The 3605-nt window shown below is 30.9% G+C and carries 5 protein-coding genes; 4 read left to right on the top strand and 1 reads right to left on the bottom strand.

Features of this window, described 5'->3' with window-relative positions; all coding sequences use genetic code 11:
• The first annotated feature begins 190 nt into the window (after nucleotides 1–190).
• From HP456_RS21295 to HP456_RS21285, 3 genes are all read left to right on the top strand, one after another.
• On the top strand, nucleotides 191–1261 hold the full coding sequence (locus HP456_RS21295) for a hypothetical protein (RefSeq protein WP_172254834.1): 1071 nt from the start codon (nucleotides 191–193) through the stop codon (nucleotides 1259–1261).
• A gap of 109 nt (nucleotides 1262–1370) precedes the next feature.
• Entirely contained in the window at nucleotides 1371–1817 is a 447-nt protein-coding gene (locus tag HP456_RS21290; protein ID WP_172254832.1) for a chemotaxis protein CheX, read from the top strand.
• Between the two features lie 156 nt (nucleotides 1818–1973).
• On the top strand, nucleotides 1974–2537 hold the full coding sequence (locus HP456_RS21285; RefSeq protein ID WP_172254830.1) for a YcxB family protein: 564 nt from the start codon (nucleotides 1974–1976) through the stop codon (nucleotides 2535–2537).
• Nucleotides 2538–2624: 87 nt separating this feature from the next.
• Here HP456_RS21285 and HP456_RS21280 read toward each other — a convergent pair whose 3' ends face one another.
• Nucleotides 2625–3005 carry a helix-turn-helix domain-containing protein gene (locus HP456_RS21280; protein WP_172254828.1) on the bottom strand — a complete coding sequence of 127 codons (381 nt, stop codon included), beginning with the start codon at nucleotides 3003–3005 and terminating at the stop codon, nucleotides 2625–2627.
• Nucleotides 3006–3194: 189 nt separating this feature from the next.
• On the opposite strand from HP456_RS21280, the gene HP456_RS21275 reads away from it, so the two are divergent.
• The gene (locus HP456_RS21275) at nucleotides 3195–3410 is read left to right on the top strand and encodes a helix-turn-helix transcriptional regulator (protein ID WP_246289345.1); all 216 of its coding nucleotides are present in this window, start codon (nucleotides 3195–3197) and stop codon (nucleotides 3408–3410) included.
• Nucleotides 3411–3605 lie beyond the last annotated feature (195 nt).

The raw sequence follows: 3605 nt of genomic DNA, 5'->3' as shown, positions 1-3605 counted from the left end.
GGTGTAAAAAAAATAGTAGCGATACAGAGTTATTAAAAGAATTAGAAGAAATACTTAGTAAAATGAACGAATATGAAACCATACAGAGTTTAGTAGAAGAAGATAATTTTTATCTAAAGATGTTATTTGAGGATTGAACTCTAACGTTATTATTGTCTAAACTTGGTATTCAGAAGAGGTGCAGCAGAAATTGAAGCAGATAAAAGAGTTTATTTATTCTACCGATATTGTTAATACGGCGACGATCTTGTCTGTAATCTTAGCAATTGTATTCTTTTTATATCAAGAATACAAAAAAAGGAAAGAGCATCAAAAGGAAATCTTGCAATTGAGAGACCAAGTAATTAATTTGGTAATTAGAAATCATGTGAATAGTGGAGTCAAGCTTACGAATATAGATTTGGAATCTTTCATTGATGGTTTTGAAAAAACGAAAAATTGCAGTTTGAGACTTAGGAGTGATGATATTTCAAGAATGGTATATGCAAAGGTATATGAAAATGAGCATATTGCTTCAGAATTGAGACTTGAGTTATTAAACCAACTTGAAGAATTAATCTCAAGCAATAAATATGAGGTTACAGTTGAACAACAATCTGAAAAAGATCAGACTTCAATTTCGACTTCAAGAATTTCTATAGTAGTTATTTTGTTCTTATTTATACTTTTATTACAAATGATTATTAAGTATTTTGATTTTGATTATTTTAAGGTAATAATAATGACCTCAGTAGTAATTATTATTTTATCAATACTTAAACCCGAGATAGATATAATTATAGGGAAATTGGTTAATGGTTTATTAAAATCTGAAAAGAATGAGAAAATACAAAATAGAGGAGATACTAATTTTGTTGTAAATAAAAAAAGAACAGTTAATTTCTCTTCTTCAGCACTAAAGAAGACGGTAAGTCAAAACATAAAATTTGAGGATTACTTTTTAGAAGCAGATGAGATTAGAAGAACATTTGAAAAGAGAATCTTAATTGAATCAATAATTAGACGTCTTTATTTATTGGTTTATAATGAAGATACAAAAATGCCTGTTTATAGAGTAATAAACAAATTAGTGGATGAAGGGGTTCTGCCAAAAGAATTAGCCCAAGAAGTTAATATCATTTACAGATTAAGTAGTTACGTAATTCATGAAGGACAAAAACCACCAGAGATAAATGAGTTTAATGAGTTAATTAATCCAATGCAGGATATTGCAGATATATTAAATGACTTATTAGAGAATTACAAAAGAAAAAATTTGTAATAAAAAGTATAAAGCAATCTTAAACTTATTTAAAATCCATAAAACATTCCCTCACCCAAACCGATATAAAGTATAAATAATTGGTTGAAAATAACCAAGGAGTGTTGGTATGTCCAGTCAACTAGTAACGCATCTACTAAATTCAACAACAACAGCGATTAAGTCAGTAGTTCCATTTGAAGTACAAATGGAAAAGCCAACTCTCTTTAGAGATAAGGATATCAAAACCGAATTAGGTGTTGTAATTGGAATTACAGGAGATATAAAAGGAACCATGTACCTGATGACAAAGAAGCATACAAGTAGCAGCATAGCTGAAAAAATGTATGGAGTCAGTGTAGAGGGGGATATGCTCACGTCATTCCAAGGAGAGTTTGGTAATATGATCTCCGGGAACATAAGTAGGATAATTTATAGTGAAAATGTTGAGATTGATATTACCCCCCCGACGGTAGTAGAGGGGAAAGTCACAACTAACGGTCACAAGGTTGCACTTAAATTGTCTGCAAGCATATTGAATGTTGGAGAAATGGATATCATATTGACTATACATTAATTAGAAAACCCCCGTTGAATAGGGGGTTTTGTTTGCTTTACGTGGAACATCGCTATCTCTTATGGAGAATTTACCCTTGAGTAAATAAGACTTTATTGAAATAATTGGTATTAAGCTAAAGAAGACATATGAAATTTAATAAGAGGGGGAGTGTCTATGAGTAACATAGATTTAGGTAACAGCATAGAACTGTCTGTAAGCGGTACTTTAACAGCAAAAGAATATAAAAAGTTTTCATCCTTTCATACTAGTAGATGGATACTGTGGATAACGATATCTACTTATATAGTATTCTTTCCATGGTTAATATACATTCTATATAAGCCAGGGGATATTTTTAATTTTGGAGACATGGCAGCAGTTCTTTTGATTAGTTCCACTGTTTCAGTTTGTATAGCAGTTATGATTTTTCTTTATGCAAAAGTAATTATTCGAGTTAAGGCAACTCGAGAATATAAGAGTGACCAATTGATAAAGAATGAACTCATCTATACATTTAGTGATACTGGGATACATCAAAAAAGAGGAAGATCAATAAATGATATTGATTGGAATGAAATTGCTGCTATTAAAGAACATCATTCAATGTTTCTTATTTATGTATCACGAAATAAAGCCATGATAATTCCAAAGAGATTTTTCGAATCAGATGAAGAAATAAAGCAATTTAAAAAAATGATTAACAAGAATGTTACTTCAGAAAAGAATAAAATAACTTAGCTACTACTTCCATTATAAGGGACTTTAATGAAAGTACATATAAAAAGCTCAGAGAAAATTCTCTGAGCTTTTTTTGGTGCAATTAGTTTAGTCCTCTTTATTCCTCTGCTTCGCCTGGAACACCACATATTCAAAATGCTTCTTAATTTCTTCAATATCTTCCTTGGAAAGATCTTTCCATTTTTCAATATCAAAGAAACCAAATTGTTCTATGCCGTATTCTTTAACAAGTTTGTTTACTTCTTCAAGGCTATCTTCTTTTGATTTAACCTTCTCTTCGCGACCAAGTAAATGATCAATTGTAACCTCAAAGTAGTCTGCTATTTTATTTAATGTGTCAAAATCAGGTTCACGATTACCTTGTTCATACATTGCATAAGTAGTTCGTGCAATCCCCAATATCTTTGCGATATCTTCTTGGCGCAGCTTTTTTGCTTTACGAAGTTCTATTAATTTGTTTTTTAACATTGGAACTCCTCCAACCAATTTATTCGTCCGGAATTTCGTCTTATATCGTTAATTATAGCGTCACATTTCGTGACAAAAAATATTTTACACAATAAGTGTAATTATGTGTTTACGATACACAAAATGTGACATATACTTTAATTACACAAAACGTGACAAAAAGGAGGTGATCTTATTACGAGGCAATGGTTGATACAAGAAAGAAAGAAAAAATCAATGACTCAACAAAACGTTGCAGTTAAAGCCAAGATAGCCAGAACAACTTATGCAATGATTGAAAGTGGAGAAAGAAACGCAACCGTTCCAAATGCTAAAAAAATCTCAAAAGTACTTGGTTTGGATTGGACAATTTTTTTTGAAGACGTATGTCACGATTCGTGTAATAAATTTAAGGAGGTGATCTAAATGAACCAGCCATCAGACGAAACAATCAAGAAAATCCTACGCTACTTTTTAAAAACATCAGTCCCAAGAATTCTTGAAGAGCGTAAAAAGAAATCTGAAAAAGTAAGTTAACTTCATTTTATGAAATAAACCCGAACATTAAAATCCATATATAGGTAAAGGAAGGAGCAACCTTATGAAAGTCATGGAAGGGGA

It is taken from the genome of Bacillus haikouensis, from assembly GCF_013179555.1.
In the GTDB taxonomy this organism is placed as follows: Bacteria; Bacillota; Bacilli; order Bacillales; family Bacillaceae_B; genus Rossellomorea; species Rossellomorea haikouensis_A.
This window is presented reverse-complemented; position numbering and strand designations above follow the sequence as displayed.

Coding starts and splice junctions, on each gene's coding strand:
- HP456_RS21290 (WP_172254832.1), top strand. CDS start 1,371: ATGTCCAGTCAACTAGTAACGCATCTACTAAATTCAACAACAACAGCG.
- HP456_RS21285 (WP_172254830.1), top strand. CDS start 1,974: ATGAGTAACATAGATTTAGGTAACAGCATAGAACTGTCTGTAAGCGGT.
- HP456_RS21280 (WP_172254828.1), bottom strand. CDS start 3,005: ATGTTAAAAAACAAATTAATAGAACTTCGTAAAGCAAAAAAGCTGCGC.